Source organism: Rhodococcus sp. C-2 (assembly GCF_027854095.1).
In the GTDB taxonomy this organism is placed as follows: domain Bacteria; phylum Actinomycetota; class Actinomycetes; order Mycobacteriales; family Mycobacteriaceae; genus Rhodococcus_F; species Rhodococcus_F qingshengii.
The window spans coordinates 481,938-498,238 of record NZ_JAQGFI010000002.1 but is presented as its reverse complement, the minus strand read 5'-3'; the positions used below and the strand labels follow the sequence as shown (position 1 = coordinate 498,238).

14 protein-coding genes are annotated in these 16,301 nt (G+C 63.1%); 12 read left to right on the top strand and 2 right to left on the bottom strand.

Annotated elements, in window-relative coordinates; translation table 11 throughout:
* Positions 1 to 52 precede the first annotated feature (52 nt).
* Genes PCS43_RS06115 through PCS43_RS06100 form a run of 4 tightly spaced genes read left to right on the top strand, consistent with a single transcriptional unit; the run spans position 53 to position 5,737 of the window.
* Complete coding sequence (locus PCS43_RS06115) at positions 53 to 718, top strand: DUF4190 domain-containing protein (RefSeq protein WP_020968343.1); 666 nt, start codon at positions 53 to 55, stop codon at positions 716 to 718.
* A 22-nt stretch (positions 719 to 740) separates the two neighbouring features.
* Positions 741 to 2,726 carry an outer membrane protein assembly factor BamB family protein gene (locus PCS43_RS06110; protein WP_245361534.1) on the top strand — a complete coding sequence of 662 codons (1,986 nt, stop codon included), beginning with the start codon at positions 741 to 743 and terminating at the stop codon, positions 2,724 to 2,726.
* Positions 2,727 to 2,742: 16 nt separating this feature from the next.
* Positions 2,743 to 3,063: a hypothetical protein gene (locus PCS43_RS06105; RefSeq protein ID WP_245361535.1), complete on the top strand. Its 321-nt coding sequence runs from the start codon at positions 2,743 to 2,745 to the stop codon at positions 3,061 to 3,063.
* Between the two features lie 46 nt (positions 3,064 to 3,109).
* A complete protein-coding gene (locus tag PCS43_RS06100; protein ID WP_209911215.1) occupies positions 3,110 to 5,737 on the top strand; it encodes a DUF7937 domain-containing protein in 2,628 nt (875 codons plus the stop codon).
* 32 nt (positions 5,738 to 5,769) lie between these two features.
* On the opposite strand, the gene PCS43_RS06095 is transcribed toward PCS43_RS06100, so the two are convergent.
* Both PCS43_RS06095 and PCS43_RS06090 read right to left on the bottom strand, forming a co-directional pair.
* Positions 5,770 to 7,179, bottom strand: a complete 1,410-nt coding sequence (locus PCS43_RS06095; protein WP_209911218.1) for an acyl-CoA synthetase — start codon at positions 7,177 to 7,179, stop codon at positions 5,770 to 5,772.
* Between the two features lie 28 nt (positions 7,180 to 7,207).
* A complete protein-coding gene (locus tag PCS43_RS06090; RefSeq protein WP_064688651.1) occupies positions 7,208 to 8,548 on the bottom strand; it encodes an SLC13 family permease in 1,341 nt (446 codons plus the stop codon).
* A 99-nt stretch (positions 8,549 to 8,647) separates the two neighbouring features.
* On the opposite strand from PCS43_RS06090, the gene PCS43_RS06085 reads away from it, so the two are divergent.
* From PCS43_RS06085 to PCS43_RS06050, 8 genes are all read left to right on the top strand, one after another.
* A complete protein-coding gene (locus PCS43_RS06085) occupies positions 8,648 to 9,295 on the top strand; it encodes a FadR/GntR family transcriptional regulator (RefSeq protein ID WP_070161950.1) in 648 nt (215 codons plus the stop codon).
* Positions 9,296 to 9,562: 267 nt separating this feature from the next.
* Positions 9,563 to 12,109, top strand: coding sequence for an ATP-dependent zinc metalloprotease FtsH (ftsH, locus tag PCS43_RS06080; protein WP_209911221.1), 2,547 nt, complete (start codon positions 9,563 to 9,565; stop codon positions 12,107 to 12,109).
* Positions 12,110 to 12,168: 59 nt separating this feature from the next.
* On the top strand, positions 12,169 to 12,786 hold the full coding sequence (gene folE / locus PCS43_RS06075; RefSeq protein WP_019746783.1) for a GTP cyclohydrolase I FolE: 618 nt from the start codon (positions 12,169 to 12,171) through the stop codon (positions 12,784 to 12,786).
* A gap of 5 nt (positions 12,787 to 12,791) precedes the next feature.
* The gene (gene folP / locus PCS43_RS06070; RefSeq protein ID WP_020968349.1) at positions 12,792 to 13,652 is read left to right on the top strand and encodes a dihydropteroate synthase; all 861 of its coding nucleotides are present in this window, start codon (positions 12,792 to 12,794) and stop codon (positions 13,650 to 13,652) included.
* 1 nt (position 13,653) lies between these two features.
* Entirely contained in the window at positions 13,654 to 14,019 is a 366-nt protein-coding gene (gene folB / locus PCS43_RS06065; protein WP_042923559.1) for a dihydroneopterin aldolase, read from the top strand.
* A complete protein-coding gene (folK, locus tag PCS43_RS06060) occupies positions 14,016 to 14,519 on the top strand; it encodes a 2-amino-4-hydroxy-6-hydroxymethyldihydropteridine diphosphokinase (RefSeq protein ID WP_003945848.1) in 504 nt (167 codons plus the stop codon). The genes folB and folK overlap by 4 nt, the downstream gene beginning before the upstream one ends.
* 17 nt (positions 14,520 to 14,536) lie before the next feature.
* Positions 14,537 to 15,004 carry a DUF3180 domain-containing protein gene (locus tag PCS43_RS06055; protein WP_209911780.1) on the top strand — a complete coding sequence of 156 codons (468 nt, stop codon included), beginning with the start codon at positions 14,537 to 14,539 and terminating at the stop codon, positions 15,002 to 15,004.
* Positions 15,005 to 15,072: 68 nt separating this feature from the next.
* Entirely contained in the window at positions 15,073 to 16,194 is a 1,122-nt protein-coding gene (locus PCS43_RS06050; protein ID WP_197486205.1) for a DUF6779 domain-containing protein, read from the top strand.
* Positions 16,195 to 16,301 lie beyond the last annotated feature (107 nt).

The window sequence follows — 16,301 nt, the reverse complement described above, 5'->3', positions numbered from 1 at the left end:
GGTCTCCGAGGCGTCGCTAGATTCACGGAATGCGCTATCGACGGCTTATTCGGTGACCCTTCCGCCACCACCGCCACCGCCACCACCGCCCCCGCCTGGTGGGGAGCAGCAGTACTGGAGTGCCCAACCGCAGGGCGTTCTGTACCAACCTCCGACCACAAACGGCCTCGCAATTGCCGCCCTGGTCGGGGCGCTCGTGCTGGCGCCGGTCGGCATTGTGCTCGGCCACATTTCGCTGGCGCAGATCAAACGAACCGGTGAGCAGGGGCGAGGACTTGCAATCGCCGGTCTGGTCATCGGCTACATCTTCACCGCGCTTCTGGTGCTGTCGATCGTGTGGATGTTTCTCATTGCCAATGCAGTCACCCGCGCGTTCGACGACTACGACAGCGCGTCTTCTCTCTACTACACATCTGAATCGTCGAGTACGACTTATCCGACGTATGCGACCACCACATCCCGGACGGTGGCGCCGACGTACAGCGGAAGCGACACGGCGTCGGTCATCGCCAATGCCTCGGTAGGTGACTGCGTCGTACGAAGGCTCGGGGCAGACAAGGGCGACGGGACCAGCGAGACATACGTCAGTCCGGTCTCATGCAGCTCGAGCAGCGCCACTCACCGGGTAGTCAGCCGCGGCACGTCCACATCTTCGTGCACCGCCGATTGGGTTCGCAAAGAGAGTCCTGTCGTAGTGCTTTGCCTAGCGGACGAATGATCGACAGAGGGAGACACAACCGATGACGTTGCCGCCCCCGCCCCCACCTCCCCCACCACCCCCGCCTTCACCACCGCAGGCTCCGGTTGCCGGACATCCTCCGCCCTCTCGATCTCGTGGCCGAGGATGGATTGTTGCCGTTGCAGCCCTTACCGCCGTCGCGGCCCTCGCCGCAGGCGCCGTCACCGTTGTCACGATTCTCCGGTCGGGAGACACCGATGGACCGGTGGCAGGCCAGCTGGTCAACACTTACCCGACGCAGCCGACGCCAGGGTGGTCGTTGGACGTTGACGAGGTTCTGCCGGGCGGAAGATTTCTGTGGCCGGATTCGCTCGGTGCGAGCTATGGAACGGCGAGATTCATCGACGTGGGACAGACTCTGATCACTACGGTCGGTCCACAGCAGGGCCAGCAGTCCCAACTTGTTGCAGTCGACGCCGAGAGCGGATCCATTCGATGGCAAACGCCGGTCGCCGGCACGGTGTCGTGTGCGACCGCCGCGATCGATGCAGCCCTACCTTGTGTCGTCAGGAACCCTGGTGGAACAGCTCGAGTCGTTTCCTTCTCGCTCGACTCGGGGGCGATTCGTTCGAGTGTCGACACCGATACGGCCACCTTGGTCGAGGTCTCCGACGGAGCGGTCTTCACTGTCGGCGGTAGCCAGTCCGGGCTGGTGATTTCGCGCGGAACCCCCACCGACCTCGATGCGGCGTGGACAACGACAACTCCACCGGAAACCGACTGCGTCGGATCCGGCGATTCGCATTCGTTCGAGATCGTCGACGGCATCGTCTATTACTCGAGCATCGGATCTACGGCGCTCAACGCGGTCGATGGCGCACTGCTTTCGAATCCGAATCTGAGTGGCTACGAGGCACTTCCAGGACAAGGTTTTGCCGGCGTCCTCTGTGCGATGCCATTTGCGTCGGACGGATACTCCAGCATCGTGTCCGACCGTGACGGTGCCGAGAGATTTAGAGTTGACGAAGACGCACCGGCATCACCGTGGCTTGTCTCGGCATCGAAATCTCGTCCGTACATCGGCTCGCACGGTGCCTACGACATGAACGACGGCACCGAGCTGTGGTCGGTCATCGGCGGAGACCACTTCTCGCTACGCCGGATCGTCGGCGACATCGTGTTGGGCAACGACTCGGACACGCTCTCGGCCTACCGAATCGACACCGGGGAACAGTTGTGGTCGACCAAGATCGGCGACTACTTCTCTTACTCGGTCTCGGACGGTGAGCGAATTCTCGTCCATCCTAACGACGGCAGGGTACTCGCCGTCGAACTCGACGACGGCTCTGTCAGTTGGTCCCTCGATTCCCACACCAACCACTGGTCTTGGTCGAAGGCCCACGACGGACTCGCCTCGATCTCCAATGACAGATTCCTCTACTACCCACCGACCGGCGGACCGTCAGGAGCACCGGGCAGGCTGCCCGCTGTCCCTGAATTCGACGGAGGCAACGAGTACGTCACGAAATGCGGACGGACACCGACCCTGACGCCGGTTGAATACCGCACGCAGGCAGAGGGTCTCGTCGTTCTAATGGAAATGAAAGCATCATGTCCCGGCGGAGACATCGTCTCCACCGACGCGCTTCGTGTATCGATCACCGACACCGGCCAGAGCGTTGCATCGGCGGTGTTCGACTTCTCCGATGCGCCGATCTATCTTCCCCGAACCGATGGGACGAACACGACGAACTCGATCCAGCGCGAGTTCCTGTACGACCTCGGTAGCTTCTGGAGGCTGCCGAACACTCTCGGTGAGTCTTCGAGTCTGACCAATTCGAGAGCGTCAGGTGCTCAACTCGTCGAATGCGAGGACGACGGGACGAGTGATACCAGCCTGACATCCGGGCCGGCATCGCGAAGTGACACCAATACGCCGATCCGACCCACACGTAGCGCGCAGCCGACAACGGGCGACGTCGAATCTGCGAGTCTCGACGCCCTCCGGGCTCAGGCCGACGCCGATCGCCCCCTTTGTGATCGGTGACCTCGCGAACAGGTGGGTGGCTCAGATCTCCTCCAAGCGGGTCGGACTCGATGCGGCGGATATCAATGGCGCTCAGGTGCATTGGACTGCTGCCCAGATCCTGCGACAGCATCTCGAACTTCGTCTCATGTATCCGGAGGTGCGTCTGCTCTGGAGTGACGAATGGCGGACCTTCGATCTCCGGGGTTGGTGGATAACCGTCGCAGGCTTGACGTTTGCGGATGCGGATGCGGCCAACGGGTGGTGCGATTCGAAGCGGATTGCCAACGATCAATGCTTCGCCAAGATCGTCAGCAACGATCGCGATTCGTCGGGGACCACCAAATATCGGCGATAGTGCCTGACCCGTTCGGCGCACTTCCCACATCTGAGGAGCTTGGCGAATGACCGAAGACAACTCGCGTCAACCCGGTGAACCATCAATAAGCAGTTCGCCCCAGTCGCACGGCATGTATCCACCGCCACAGAGCTATTCACCGACGCGATCTGCGTTCGTGGATATTCGGATCGGTGACTACACCCGCGACGGGACAGCCGCGGCACTGCTGTTCGTGTCGCTCTTCTTACCGTGGAGTGCGACCGTCGGAATAGCCCGCGTCGGTTCGAGTGCTCTTGTGCTGCTTCTGGTTCTGCCGACACTGCTGTCGCTGGCGTCGCTGTTACTGCCGTACGTGGCGCGACTCGGAATGCTCGGGCCGAATTGGAATGTCGGGCAGATACGTGTGCTGCGTCTGGTGGCCAACGGACCCCTCATTGCCACTGTTGTGGGTCTTGTCGTCTACGACGTCATTCGTGGAATGTTCCGATTCAGTGAGAGTTCGAGTATTTTCACCGGCAACGGGGTTGGCGCTGGAGCGTGGTTCGGGCTTGCCGGCGCCCTGCTCGCAGCTCAACCGCGCGCGGCCGAAATTCGCATCGACCCTCGAACCGCGCCGCGATGGTTGGCGTTGGTGAAGCCGCTTGTGTTTGTGGCTTGGGGGTCGTCAGTGGCCTCGGCGCTACTCGCGCTGATCTACATCCTGGTCTCCGTCAGTCGCTACCGATATTACGACGGGCCGCAGACATTCGAGAGCCTGATCGTTCTCTTCGTGTCGTCGGCCGTTCCGATCGTCGTGGTGGGTGTTGCGGCAGTCGGTCTCGCCAGACGGTTTGCGTCCTGGCGCCTCACCATCGCCGCGCTCGGCATCGCTCTCCTCGCAGCCGGATTACTCCACTCGATCAGCGAGGGCACAAGTGTCGAGCTGTTCCACACGGTCACGGCTAGTCCCTACTACGGCATCACGTTCTTGATTGCCGCAGCCGCAATTACATTCATTCCATTCGGTGTTGCGTCCGTCGGCGACGGGACGCACCCCGGATACGTCTGGCTCGCAGCGGCACGAAACGGCATGCTGTTGATCGCGGTGTGGAGCTTCGGTGTTGGATTCTCTCAGATCGCAATGGCAGCAACGCAATTTGGCATCGTGCCGTGGGGAGATGCGTTAGTGCTCGCAGTTCTCGCGATACTCTTCGGGATTCTTGCCGTTGTCGGAGTCAGATCACTGTCGCTTCGGTATTTTTCGCTCGACCCTCGCCCGTCACGCGAGGTCGGTCTCGGAGTCTGTCTCGGCTTGCTCGTCCTGATGATCGCTCATCTCGTGGTGCAGTCGGCCATGTATGGCGAAATATATTACAGTGCATGGATATTCGATCTCGCCATGGCGATGCTGGTGGTTCTGGTTGCTCTCGCTCTCACAGTCTCACCGGCTGTTCGGAATTTGTATGCGGGGGTGCAACTGTTCGCGTCGGCCACCACGGTTACAGCTGCGATACCGAATCTCGGACAGCCCGTTCGGCCTTCGAGGCGTGCTCTCGAGGCTGCGGATCCGCGGACTCCGGCGGCGGTGCTGTTCGAGATTGCGTCGAGTTCGCCGGAGTTGCGGCCGGCGATTGCTGCGAATCCGTCGACGTACGACGATCTTGTGACGTGGCTCGAAGCGCTGGGTGATCCGGCTGTGGATGCGGCGTTGGACCGAAGGGCTGCTGGGCAATTCGGTCTACCTGAACCTGAACCTGGCCGTGTGCCCGTGCCTGCGCCGGTGCCCGTTCAGCCTTCGGGACGTGCTCTCGAGGCTGCGGATCCGCGGACTCCGGCGGCGGTGCTGTTCGAGATTGCGTCGAGTTCGCCGGAGTTGCGGCCGGCGATTGCTGCGAATCCGTCGACGTACGACGATCTTGTGACGTGGCTCGAAGCGCTGGGTGATCCGGCTGTGGATGCGGCGTTGGACCGAAGGGCTGCTGGGCAATTCGGTCTACTCGGACCCGAACCCGAACCCGAACCCGCGACCGAACCTGCGACCGAGACCTTCATCTCGAACGCACCGGAATCCCGCTCCGGTAGCGGCCCCGTGCAACTGGCCGCACCGCCACCGGCCGTGCCGCAACCGAACCCGGGGTATGCGCCGACCGGCGTTCCACTCCCGCCTGGTGGGTTTCGGCCGGCCGGAGCCGGGATACGAGTTGCCGCGCGGTTCATCGATTTTGCCATTCTCGCAGTTGTGTCGGTCGTCGGCGGAATGATCTCCACCGCGACGCTCGGAAACGGATTCGACTTCGATTCCTACCGGACAAGTTCGGGTCTGATTGGCCTGCTGATCGGGATCGGTTCGATCGTGTACTTCGTATGGGGAGAGTCGGCATTCGGGGTAACCCTGGGCAAACTCGCCCTCGGAATAGGCGTTCGCTCGGTAGGAGGTGCGCGTCCGGCCCTGACGCAGTCCTTCAAACGGAATGCATTCGTGATCCCCATGTACCTCGGATCGGCTGTTTCGGCGTTGGCCATGCTCGGTAGTGGTGACGAGCTCGTCGGCATGCTGAATTCGATGTCGTTGGGCAGTGTCGCGAGCATTCTCGGTTCTCTGGTAACAGTCGCTATTTCGATCGCGATCATCGTTTCGATCAGTAGCGCACCGGACGTCCGCGGCTTCCACGATCGGATGGCTGATGCTGTCGTCGTGGTCACCAGGCAGTGAGCGAGCACGCTTCGAGGGAAACAAGCACACCTTCAGGGCGTCAGCAGCTTCTTCTGGACCTTGCCCATAGCGTTGCGCGGCAAGCTGTCCACCAGACAAACCTGGCGTGGGCGCTTGTGGATCGACAGTGATTCGGCGACGAAGTCCGAAACCACAGCGCAGTCGGCTACGTCGCCGACGATGAACGCGACTATGCGCTGTCCGAGATCGTCGTCCGGCACACCGACGACGGCGGCCTCGCGAACGCCGGGGTATGCCAGAAGTGCCTGTTCCACCTCGCCGGCACCGATGCGGTATCCACCGGACTTGATCATGTCGACCGACTCGCGACCTACGATGCGGTGGAATCCGCTGTCGTCGATCACCGCGATGTCGCCGGTGCGAAACCAGCCGTCTTCGGTCATGGATTCCGCTGTCTTCGAGGGGTTCCCGAGGTACTCGTCGAAGAGAACGGCGCCCGCAACTTCCAGTTGCCCAAGCTGCTCTCCGTCGTGCGCCGACAGTTCGCCGTTCTCGCCGCGCAACCTCGTCCTGACTCCCGGAACGGCGTGCCCGACCCAACCCGGGCGACGTTCGCCGTCGTCCGTCGTGCTGACGGTGATGAGGGTTTCACTCATTCCGTAGCGCTCGACGGGAGCCAACCCGGTCAGCGATTTCATCCGCTCGAACAATGGAACCGGAAGTGGTGCACTTCCGGACACGAGCAAGCGCGCGGATCGCAATGCTGCTGCCGCCGAGGGATCACCGCACACGCGTGACCAGACGGTCGGAACACCGAAGTACAACGAGCCACCCGCTGCGGCATACGAATCCGGAGTTGGTCTGACGGTATGAATCAGCGGCGAACCCACGCGCAAGGCGCCCAACACGCCGAGAATCAACCCGTGGACGTGGAAGAGGGGCAGTCCGTGGACGAGTGTGTCCTCTGGCGTCCAATTCCACACATGAGCGAGCGCGTCGAGATCCGCTGCGATCGATGCTCGCGAGAGGACAACGCCTTTCGGAGCTCCGGTGGTTCCCGAGGTGTACATGATCAGTGCAGTAGCTGCCGCACTCGGTTCGGGATAGGACGTCGCGGATCGCGCGTGAATATCGATGGGAATCAACGGGATACTCGAATCCGTCGGCCCTTCTCCGAGTATCAGTTCGGCCTTGGAATCGGCGATGATGTGCTGACGTTCGAGCGGGCCGGAGTCCGGCGGGATCGGGACCACGGCAACACCGGCGATCAGTGCGCCGGCGACGGCGACCACTGTCTCGAGGCCGGCGGCGGCTTGTACTGCCACTCGCTGTGCACCATGGATTTGATCGGCGACCGCGGTGGCGGCGGCAAACAAGTCGGCGCGAGAGAGGGTTGCGCCTTCGCCGAAACTGACCGCCGCTCCGTGATCGTCGAAGATGCGGGGGTCGAGGGAGCGCAGAAGTGTGGATTCGCTGTTCATCGCGAGTTCCCTTTCTTTGAGCGAAGATTCAGACGGACCATGGAACAACGAACAGCAGCCAGGCGAGAATCGGCGTCACCACCATGATGGTCATGCCCCACCGCATCGTCAGCCCGAACACCACGTCGCGTTCTTCCGGAGCGGCGTTCGCGACCACCAGCGCGCCGTTGGTCGAGAACGGACTGCAATCGACCAGAGACGAGGAGATTGCCAGCGCGATGACCAGACCGGTTGCATTGACCTGACCGGTCATGAGGAATGGAATTGCCAAAGGGATGAGTGCGCCGAGGATTCCCGTGGTGGATGCAAACGCCGACACGATCGCGCCGATCAGACAGATCAAGAACGCCGCGAGAAGTGGAATCCCCACGTGTGCAACCGAATCCCCGAGCCACTGGACGGTGTTCTGGTTCTGCAGAAGAGCGACGTACGTGACGATTCCGCCGATGAGGAGCACGGTGCCCCAGCTGATCTTGTCGACGGCGCCGCGGGCGGAGGCAGGGAAGATCAGGGTGAGAAGTACCGCGACGGTCAGTGCGGTGAATCCGACGTCGAGGTCGAACACCAAGGCGCCGAGTGCAAGCGACGCCAGTCCGAGCAAGGTGAGTCGGCGCTCGAGGTTGAGTGCTCCCTCGTGCGGAGCGGTCCCACCCGAGGACTTGCCGCCACCCTTCGAGCTGTCGCCGGAACCCGAACCGGTGATGGTGTCGCTCCCGCCAGACGCATTGCCGACTGCGTTGACGAGCACGCGTTCGGAGGCGCCGCGCGCAATCAACGCGCGTCCGCCGAACGAGACGTACGCGATGGCAGCAACAACGGCCGCGGCCGCGAAGGTCGAGACGAACAGCAAGGCCGGGCTCGACGGGAGGCCGTTCTGACGCATGACGTCGTTGGTGATCACGCCGAAGATCCCGATAGGGGAGAAGCTGCCCGCCGTTGCGCCCTGGACGACCATGAAGCCCATCAGCATGGGGTGGATCCGGTAGCGGGTGGCGAAGCCCATTGCCACCGGCGCGATGATGGCGACGGCAGCGGGACTGACCGCGCCCATGGCGGTCACGGCTGCGCACACCGCGAACATCGCCCACGGCACGAGGGCCACTCGTCCTCTGACCGCGCGGACTGCCGCGTGAATGATCCAGTCGACCGTGCCGTTGTTTCTGGCCAGCGCGAACAGGTAGGTGACGCCGACCAGGATGACGAAGAGGCTGGCCGGGAAGCCGTCGAGGATCTCGCTGGTATCGACGGTGAAGACCAGTGTTCCGACGACGAAGGCAGCCACCAGGGCGAGCGCACCCATGTTCACCGACCTCACGGTGGATATGACGAACACCAGGACAAGTACTGACAGGGCTATGACATTTGCCATCGAACTCTCAATCCGTTCGCGACCAGCTTGTGGTCTGCATCACTTGGAATTGGCCTAGCCTCTCTGCCACTGCTCCATTTGTCAAGTACACTCCGAGGTATGAATTCGACGTCATCGCCCGGCTCGCGCTCGGGCCTGCCCGGACGATTGAAGCGTCCGCGCCTGTACGAGCAGTTGGCCGAGCACATTTCGAATTTCATCGAGGCTCAAGGCCTTTCGCCCGGCGATCGGCTTCCTCCCGAACGCAGCCTGGCTGCCGAACTCGGCGTGAGTCGCGCGTCGCTGGCTCAAGCGCTCGTGGCCCTCGAGATTCGGGGCAGAGTCGAAATTCAGCACGGTAACGGTGCAGTGATTCGTGAAGCTCCGACGCCCGACGCGGGCCGCTCTGCGGACTCGGGAGTGCGGCTACAGGACCGAACCGTCGACGAACTGACTGCCGCCAGGGAGGCGATCATGGCCGGCCTGGCTCGGGCGGCGGCGTCGAATCCCAACGCTGCGCTTCGGGTCGCGATGTTGACCGACGACGGGACCGCGAGAAACTTCGCCGAGACATGGCGCTGCGTCAGGCACCTGGCCGGAGGTGGCTTACTGGCTGACCTCGACGAGACCATCGCCCAGCAGGCGGACGTGCCCGAATCCTCGGCTCGACTGTCTGCGCGACTCGATCATCTCGCTCACCGCATCATCGACGGTGACCAATCGGGCGCCGCTGACGCTGTTGCGGGAATCCTCTCCGACACGGCCTGACGAATAACGACGGACAAGCGTCGGAAAAGCGCACGATAACCACTATGAGCATGTTCGCTCACAGGAAACTGTGCTGCGACGTAGCCCGGGAACCTGATCGGCAATGCGCACGTTGAACACAGTGACGACCGTTCCAACCAAGCGGCACGGCCGCTGGCGGGCATCGATGGGGCCGATCGCGGTAACCTGCAGGTGTCCGGTTGGCAGCCGGAAGGCGACCTGGCAGACCCGCACTCTCGAAAGGACCGGCCACATCGGCCGACCTGTATGAACCGTAAGACTGTGTTCCGTAACGTGCTACTCGTAGCCGTCGTGCTGTTGGTGATCTATGCCTTCAGCTACTTCAGCAACGACACCCGCGACTTCAAGACCGTCGACACCTCGGTCGCGATCTCCCAACTCGACGCCAAGAACGTTGAGTCGGCGCAGATCGACGACCGTGAGCAGCAGGTTCGTCTGTGGCTCAAGAACGGCAACGACGCCACCGACGGTAAGACGCAGATCCTGGCGAAGTACCCCGCGAGTGCGTCGGAGCAAATCTTCGACAAGGTCGAAGGCGCCGGTGCGGACAAGTTCAACACGACGGTCACTCAGGAGAGCTGGCTGACGTCGATCCTTCTGTTCGTGCTGCCGATGATCATTCTGTTCGGCATCTTCTTCTTCGTCATGAACCGGATGCAGGGCGGCGGTGGTCGCGGCGGAGTCATGGGATTCGGTAAGTCGAAGGCCAAGCAGCTCACCAAGGACATGCCGAAAACCACGTTCGCCGACGTCGCCGGTGCGGACGAGGCTGTCGAAGAGCTGTACGAGATCAAGGACTTCCTGCAGAACCCGGCTCGCTACCAGGCACTCGGCGCCAAGATTCCGCGCGGTGTGCTGCTGTACGGCCCTCCCGGAACCGGTAAGACGCTGCTCGCTCGCGCTGTCGCAGGCGAAGCCGGCGTCCCGTTCTTCACCATCTCCGGTTCTGACTTCGTCGAGATGTTCGTCGGTGTCGGTGCTTCGCGTGTTCGCGACATGTTCGAGCAGGCCAAGCAGAACAGCCCCTGCATCATCTTCGTCGACGAGATCGACGCCGTCGGTCGTCAGCGCGGCGCAGGCCTGGGCGGCGGACACGACGAGCGCGAGCAGACACTCAACCAGTTGCTCGTCGAGATGGACGGCTTCGGTGATCGCACCGGCATCATCTTGATCGCCGCAACCAACCGCCCCGACATCCTCGACCCCGCACTGCTGCGTCCGGGACGCTTCGATCGCCAGATTCCGGTCGGCGCCCCCGACCTCGCCGGTCGCCGCGCGATCCTGCGCGTGCACTCGCAGGGCAAGCCGATCGATCCCAACGCCGACCTCGAAGGTCTCGCCAAGCGGACCGTCGGAATGTCGGGTGCTGATCTCGCCAACGTCATCAACGAGGCTGCGCTGCTCACCGCACGCGAAAACGGAACCGTCATCACCGAAGCCTCGCTCGAGGAATCGGTGGATCGTGTTGTCGGTGGACCGCGGCGTAAGAGTCGCATCATCAGCGAGCACGAGAAGAAGATCACGGCGTACCACGAGGGCGGTCACACGCTGGCTGCTTGGGCAATGCCTGACATCGAGCCGGTCTACAAGGTCACGATCCTCGCTCGCGGTCGCACGGGTGGCCACGCGATGACCGTGCCAGAGGACGACAAGGGTTTGATGACGCGTTCGGAGATGATCGCTCGTCTCGTCATGGCAATGGGTGGACGCGCCGCCGAGGAGTTGGTGTTCCACGAGCCCACCACCGGAGCGTCGTCCGATATCGACATGGCGACCAAGATCGCCCGCGCGATGGTCACCGAATACGGCATGAGTGCCAAGCTCGGCGCGGTTCGCTACGGACAGGAGGGCGGGGATCCGTTCCTCGGCCGTTCGATGGGCGTTCAGTCCGACTACTCACACGAGATCGCCCGTGAAATCGACGAAGAGGTGCGCAACCTCATCGAGGCAGCGCACACCGAAGCGTGGGCAATCCTCAACGAGTACCGCGATGCGCTCGACCTCATCGCTACCGAACTGCTCGAGCGTGAGACGTTGACTCGCAAGGACCTCGAGAAGATCCTTGCCGGCGTCGAAAAGCGTCCGCGCATCACGGCTTTCAACGATTTCGGTGGGCGCACGCCTTCGGATCGTCCGCCGGTGAAGACTCCTCGCGAACTCGCGATCGAGCGCGGCGAAACCTGGCCGGAGCCCGCTGCCGCACCTGTTCTCGTCAAGGCAGGTGCACCCAACAGCGGTGTCCCCAACGGTGGTCTCCCCAACAACGGCAACCAGGGACCCTCGAACGGCTACGCACAGCCTTCGTACCCGCAGCCGAGTGCTCCGCAGCAGACTCCGCAACCGGGTACGCCCGACTACGGAGCGCCCGCCGGATGGTCGGCACCGGGTTGGCCTCCGCGTGAGAACCCGTCGCCGACGTACCCCGGACAGCAGTCGGGTGGGTACACCGGTGGACAGAATCCGACCCCGCCGAACCAGTCGCAGGGCCAGTACGGTCAGCCCCAACACGGTCAGCCCCAGCCCGATCAGGGGCAGTACGGTCAACCGCACCCGGGGCAGCAGGCGTACCCGGAGCAGCCGCATCCCGGCCGCCGTTACCCCGCGCAGCCCGATTACCCGGTGCAGTACCCGGACAGTGGACCCTTCGCCGATCCGAACCGGGGAAACCCGACCGGCGAAAACCAGTGGCAGAGCCCCTCACCGGAACAGCCGCAAACTCCTCCGCCGCACCATTCGGCTGAGGACGAGGGGCCGAGCACCGTTCGCTGGGACGGACCGGACGGATCTCGCTGACCTTGCGCCACTAGGCTCTGCGGCGGGGGACCTGTGAACAATTCTCGAGGAGAGTTCGGTTGTCGGTGAATGATGTGGCCAGTGAACTGGTGTCGCTCGGAACGGGCCGCCCGTTCGATCAGGCGCGGGCAGAGGCTGCCGTACGGGAATTGTTGATCGCGGTCGGTGAAGATCCGGAGCGCCCAGGACTGCTCGATACGCCGGCCCGGGTTGCGCGCTCGTACAAGGAGATCTTCGCGGGTCTGTACTCCGAACCTGACGACGCGTTGAACACAACTTTCGACGAGGGTCACCAGGAGTTGGTGCTCGTGCGAGACATTCCGATGTTCTCGACGTGCGAGCACCACCTGGTGTCCTTCCACGGTGTTGCTCACGTTGGCTACATCCCGGGAAAGTCGGGCAAGGTCACCGGTTTGTCGAAGCTCGCGCGCGTCGTCGACCTGTACGCCAAGCGTCCGCAGGTTCAAGAACGCCTGACCAGTCAGATCGCGGATGCTTTGATGCGCAAGCTCGACCCGCGCGGAGCCATCGTCGTCATCGAAGCCGAGCATCTGTGCATGGCGATGCGCGGTATCCGCAAGCCCGGAGCCAGCACGACCACGTCTGCGGTTCGTGGGCTCCTGCAATCCAGCGCGGCCTCGCGGTCCGAAGCGCTGGACCTCATCCTGCGTAAGTGAGCAAGATGTCCGCGGCTCCCGTTGCAGGCAGCGATCCGGCCCGGATGGTCGTGATGGGGATTCTGAACGTCACCGCCGATTCGTTTTCCGACGGCGGTCAATTTCTCGATCGTGACGCGGCGATCGCTCGCGGGCTCGAACTGCAACGCATCGGCGTCGACATCGTCGACGTCGGCGGCGAGTCGACGCGTCCCGGAGCCACCCGTGTCGATCCGAAACTCGAGGCGGACCGAATTGCCCCGGTGATCGAAGAACTCGTGGCAGCCGGAATTCGCGTCAGCGTCGACACGATGCGTGCTTCCGTCGCCGCCGCCGCGATCGAAGCGGGCGCAGGCATCGTCAACGACGTATCGGGCGGTCGCGCAGACCCCGACATGGCGTCCGTTGTGGCCGACGCCGGAGTGCCCTGGATCCTCATGCATTGGCGCTCGGCCGGCGACTACGTCCATCGTGGCAGCGCCGATCACTACGACGACGTGGTCCGCGACGTCCGTGACGAACTGCTGTCGCAGGTCGATCTGGCGTTGAAGGCAGGGGTCGATTCGTCGTCGATCATCCTCGACCCCGGCCTCGGGTTCGCGAAGAACGCCGACCACAACTGGGCACTGTTGCGTGCACTACCCGAGTTCAACGCGACCGGATTCCCGGTACTGGTCGGCGCTTCCCGAAAGCGGTTCCTCGGGTCTCTGCTCAGCGATCCCGACGGCAATCCGCGTCCACCCGGTGGCCGCGAGACTGCGACGGCCGTGGTCTCCGCCCTTGCAGCGCGCGAAGGCGCCTGGGGAGTTCGGGTGCACGACGCACAAGCCTCGCTCGACGCCATTGCCGTGGTCGACGCCTGGAACCGTGGACGAGAAAGGGCCTGACATGGGGGACCGAATCGAATTGCGCGGACTGAAGGTTCGCGGCAATCACGGAGTGTTCGACCACGAGAAGCGTGACGGTCAGGACTTCTTCATCGACATCACCGTATGGATGGACTTGGCTCCCGCCGCGGCGTCGGACGACCTGACGCAGACCCTGCACTACGGCGAGTTGGCGGAAGCCGCCGCAGCGGTAGTCGCCGGCCCGTCGCGCGATCTCATCGAGACCGTCGCCGCTGAGATCGCCGACGACGTCATGAAAGATTCGCGAGTCGAGAGCGTCGAGGTTGTTGTCCACAAACCGTCGGCACCGATTCCGCTGGTTTTTGCGGACGTCGCCGTCGTCGCACATCGGACCCGATCGGCATGACGCGCGCTGTTCTGTCGATCGGTTCCAACATCGGCGACAGCGTGGCTCACCTGCAGTCCGTTGTCGACGGGTTGGGCAGCGCCGTCGTTGCTGTCTCACCGGTCTACTCGACCGCGCCGTGGGGTGGCGTCGAGCAGCAGGATTTCTACAACGCGGTGGTGGTGGTCGACGATCCCGAAGCCGATGCCGCTGAATGGCTTCGCCGCTCGCAAGCTCTCGAGGAAGCCGCAGACCGGGTGCGCGAACAGCGGTGGGGGCCACGGAGCCTGGACGTGGACGTAGTCGACTGCGAAGGCGTCGTCAGTTCCGATCCCGTGCTCACACTTCCGCATCCGCGCGCGCATCTTCGGGCATTCGTTCTCGTTCCTTGGCTGGACGTCGAGCCTGACGCGACGCTGATCGTCGACGGCCAGAAGTTGCCGGTGGCACAAATTCTCGACGGCCTCGATCGCACTGAGCGCGAAGGTGTCCGCACTACCGATGTGGTGCTTGCGCGGTGACCGAAAACGACAAGGGTTTGAAGCCGACCCGGATCAGTGAACTCGCGGTACTCGCCGCAGTGGCGGCCGTGGCCACCTGGATTCTGATTCGCGTGTTCTACGGTTCGATGCCGCCGATCCCCGTTTATGCGGGAGCGTCGCTGTACTTCGTGGCCGTTGCCGAGGCCGTCTTCGCTTTTGTCATTCGTTCACGCGTCAAGAACCGGCAGGTCGGCGACGGGCTCAGACAGCTTCATCCGATCACCGCCGCCCGAGCGCTGGCATTGGCCAAAGCATCCGCTTTGGTCGGTTCAGCTACCGTCGGTGTCTGGGTCGGAGTGCTGGTGTATCTCATCCCACAGCGCTCGGTTCTGCAGGCCGTAGCCTCCGACACGCCGGGCGCGTGGGTGGGGTTGGGCGCCGCAATTGCGCTGGTAGCGGCAGCTCTGTGGCTCGAACATTGTTGCAAGACGCCGGAAGATACACCTGACGAGCCTGCGCACTGACAGCCTGGTCGGCAAATCACCCACCGAGGTACGTGGCGACCCCGGTCTCGGCAAGTACCCTGGCAACCATGACAAATTCTGGTCGATCGAAGTCTGCGCGCCGAAGCAAGCGCAGCGCGAGCCAGATGATCATTGCTGCTCTTCTGGCACTTGCTGTCATTGCTTCGCTGTTTCTGATTTTCAGCAACAGCGTTCAGCTTCTTCGGGTGGGTCTGGTCGTCGCTCTGTGGGCAGCCACCCTCGGCGCTATCGCCATGACCAAGTATCGGCGTGAGTCGGCACTGGACAAAGCCAAGGTTGCTGATCTGCAGACCGTGTACGAACTGCAGCTCGAACGTGAAATTTCTGCTCGACGCGAGTACGAACTGAGCGTCGAAGGTCGCGTGCGACGTGAGGTGACCGCGGACGCGGAGGAGCTGGCCGGGTTGCGCGCCGAATTGGTGGCGCTGCGCCGAAACCTCGAAGCACTGTTCGAAGGTGGGCTGCTGCCCGAACAGACCGCGCTCAAGACCGATTCGACGCGAGTGCCGGAACTTGGCGGTAGTTCGTACGGCGCGTACCAGCCGGCACCGTCGGGGTTGTACGTTCCCGGCGCCGGCCAGAGCGGGCCCAGCCAACCGGCACCGAACGTCGGCGGCTTGGCTTCGCCCAACGACGATCCGGTGACTGCTGAGACAACCGTCGTGTTCGCGGAGACGTCGTGGCGTGACAGCAGCTTCGTGGCGCCGCGCGTCATCCCGACCCAGAAGTCTCGAGAGACGCAGAAGCCACAAGAGACGCAGAAGCCCCAGAGCGGGAACCAAGTACCGAGTTCTCCGGTGAGTTCCTCGCCGACACGAACGGTGAAAGACGTTCCGGTGAAGAAGGATTCGGAGCCGGTCGCGCCGGTCGAGCCTGAAGTCAAGGCTCCCGCCCAGGCCCCGAACATCGAAGATGCCGTCATCGAAGACGCTGTCGTCGAAGAGGTGCCCGAGGTTGTTCGCGCGGTTGTTCCCGAAGCTGTCGCGGAAGCTGAACCCGAATCCGCTGCGGAGCCTGACGCGGAGCCGCGACGTCGTCGCCGTGCCGCTCCGGAAGATGCCGCCAGTGGTGCTCATTCCAACGGATTGACCGTCGCCGAAATCATGGCAAACCTGAGTTCGAACAACCCGTCCGAAGGCTCCGGCCGACGCCGTCGCCGAGAGGACTGAGTCGCAGATCACTCGCCCGGCCATGGCATGACGGTTCGGGCGAAGGATATCCTCGGACGCAGAACGTCTGGTACCCGCCGAGCGGGACTGGAACGAACGAGAGGAAT